The sequence below is a fragment of the Rhizobium sp. MHM7A genome (assembly GCF_005862215.1).
Taxonomy (GTDB): Bacteria; Pseudomonadota; Alphaproteobacteria; order Rhizobiales; family Rhizobiaceae; genus Rhizobium; species Rhizobium bangladeshense.
In genome coordinates this window covers 1-2277 of the sequence record NZ_VCHT01000059.1, presented here as the reverse complement: position 1 = coordinate 2277, position 2277 = coordinate 1, and the positions used below count along the sequence as shown (strand labels likewise).

General features: G+C 53.7%; 2 protein-coding genes. Both read left to right on the top strand.

Features of this window, described 5'->3' with window-relative positions:
• The first annotated feature begins 396 nt into the window (after positions 1-396).
• Positions 397-1056 carry a response regulator transcription factor gene (locus FFR93_RS40315; RefSeq protein WP_138397221.1) on the top strand — a complete coding sequence of 220 codons (660 nt, stop codon included), beginning with the start codon at positions 397-399 and terminating at the stop codon, positions 1054-1056.
• The gene (locus tag FFR93_RS40310; RefSeq protein ID WP_138397220.1) at positions 1053-2114 is read left to right on the top strand and encodes a HAMP domain-containing sensor histidine kinase; all 1062 of its coding nucleotides are present in this window, start codon (positions 1053-1055) and stop codon (positions 2112-2114) included. The genes FFR93_RS40315 and FFR93_RS40310 overlap by 4 nt, the downstream gene beginning before the upstream one ends.
• The last annotated feature ends 163 nt before the right edge of the window (positions 2115-2277 follow it).

Below are 2277 nucleotides of genomic sequence, written 5' to 3'. Positions count from 1 at the left end.
AGCCGTGACCGGCGCAACTGCCTGACGTCACAAACAAGCGCCTTGTTCAGGCGTCCATGAAACAACGTGACATCGCCGTCGCACTTTATAAGATCTAGCGGGACATTCGGTTAATCAGCTGACACGTGTTGCTACCCGTCAAAAACACAGCAAGTCAAAGGTGGACGCATTTCCAAGACCGGGCCGAAGCCCAACAGACTCGGAGTTCAGACAAAGTCGATCCGAAGTTTTTCCGTTGCAGCCTGAGCCGGTTGCGTCAATTTTGCCTATCCCTGGAAGGGGCGGGCGTGACGCATGGACGACAATGCCTCCGTCGGGCTCTGCGTCTGATAGGATCGCCGTTCAGGCTATCGTCAGCTTAGTCCAATAAAGCGGAGCGGGCAGGGAGGAGCCGATGTGAATATTCTACTCGTTGAAGACAATATAGCCCAGGGAACTACCATCGTCACAATTTGCAGGGCTAAGGGCTTTGCGGTCGAGTGGGCAAAGACCGGGGCTTTCGCGGAGGAGTTAGTGCTTTCGGGCTCTTTCGGATGTATCCTTCTCGACTATGTGCTGCCGGACTGTAGCGGTGAAGACATCCTCCGTAGCATCAGGAAGCGATCTGATCCGACGCCGATTGTCATGGTGTCGGGGCAGGCTGGCATAATGGAATGCATCCGGCTTCTTGATGCGGGAGCTGACGACTTTATAACTAAGCCGTACCATCAGGACGAGCTTTTCGCTCGCATCAACAGTGCGATACGTCGCCGGAGCGTCTGCGAGCTTCCGGAAATCCGAGTCGGGACGCTTATCATACGGCGGTCTGAGAGACTGGTCGAGCGTGACGGCGCGCCCGTCGGCCTGTCCCCACGCGAATGGGCTGTGTTAGAGTGTCTTCTGAACCGAGTTGGACGCCTCGTCGAAAGGCATACCATTGAATCCGCGCTCTATGATTTCGGCTCTGAGTTCGAGAGCAACACTGTGGAGGTTTATGTCTCCCGGCTGCGCAAAAAAATTGGCCGGGATCGGATAGAGACCGTGCGTGGCTACGGTTACAAGCTCGTGGCCAAATGAAGAATCGGCTGCTCTCCAGCTCATCGCTTTCGCACAACGATGGCCGCGCTGATCGCGAGCAATTTTGCCAACGGCCCGTCCGTCGAAGCACCAGCTTTTATCCAGTTTTACACGACGGCAACTTTCATAACGTATTTGGATTGGCGCTTGTCAGCCGTCGCTCAATACAGGTAGCAATGATAATGATCCAGCGGCTAATAGCGTCCAATAGAGAACTGAGTGCGTCTAACGAAGAACTGAGGGCTTTCATTTACGCACTGGAGGCGGACATCTCAGCAGGGCTCTTTGACAACAATGCCACACGCCTGAGCACGAACGATCGCCCCGCGCCACTCGCCACACAGGGTTCGATCAATAGGCTTCTCGATGAAGTAATCTTCCAGCGCGAGGAGACCGCACGCGAGCGCGACTTCATTGAATGCGCCGAACATGAGGTGAATAACCTGATCGCAGGCGCCAAACTTCAAGGGGAAATCGTGCTTGGCGAGCTCCGAGGCAATCCCCTGGAGGACCGCGTCCGCTCCGTTTTGGATAATGTGTCGCTCGTTCCAAGCCTATTACAAAAAATCCGTGAAGTTACCCGAGCCAATTCAATTTTCGGCGAAGGCTCTCACGATCCAATTGATTTAGTGCAAGTATGTCGGGCTGTGATAGATCAGCAGTTCGGGGACTACACGCCATACGCTGGAAGGATAATTTGCGACACCCTTCATTGCCCTTCCTTGATCCGGAACGTTGACGCCGAATCCATTGTAGTAATTTTCCGTAATTTGTTCACAAATGCCCTCATCCACGGTGCCCCCGCTGGCAGGATTGGGGTGTCCTTTGCAAGTAATGGCGCCTTCACTGTTATAAACCGTGGGCAGATTGTACCCCCTCAAGATTTGAAAAAGCTAACAGATAAATTCAAACGTGGTGGGACTAACGCTCGGGGCTCGGGGATTGGCCTCTACCTAGTCGACAAGGTGGTCAAGAAACTGGGTGGCACTCTTAAACTTGATTCGCCGGCGCAAGGCAGCGACGATGGATTTGAGGTTACCGTTCACTTCCCTGAGTGATGCTGGTTCGTAAGCGCGAGTTTCCTCACACTTCTTTGGTTGAGGGATGTTTGGCAGTTGGCGTCCACCAAATAGGTCAACACCAAGTGACCTGAGCCCCTGATCTTCCTCCAGATTTTGGTAGAGTCCGTCACAATCAGGAGACGGACGAATGAAGCGTTCA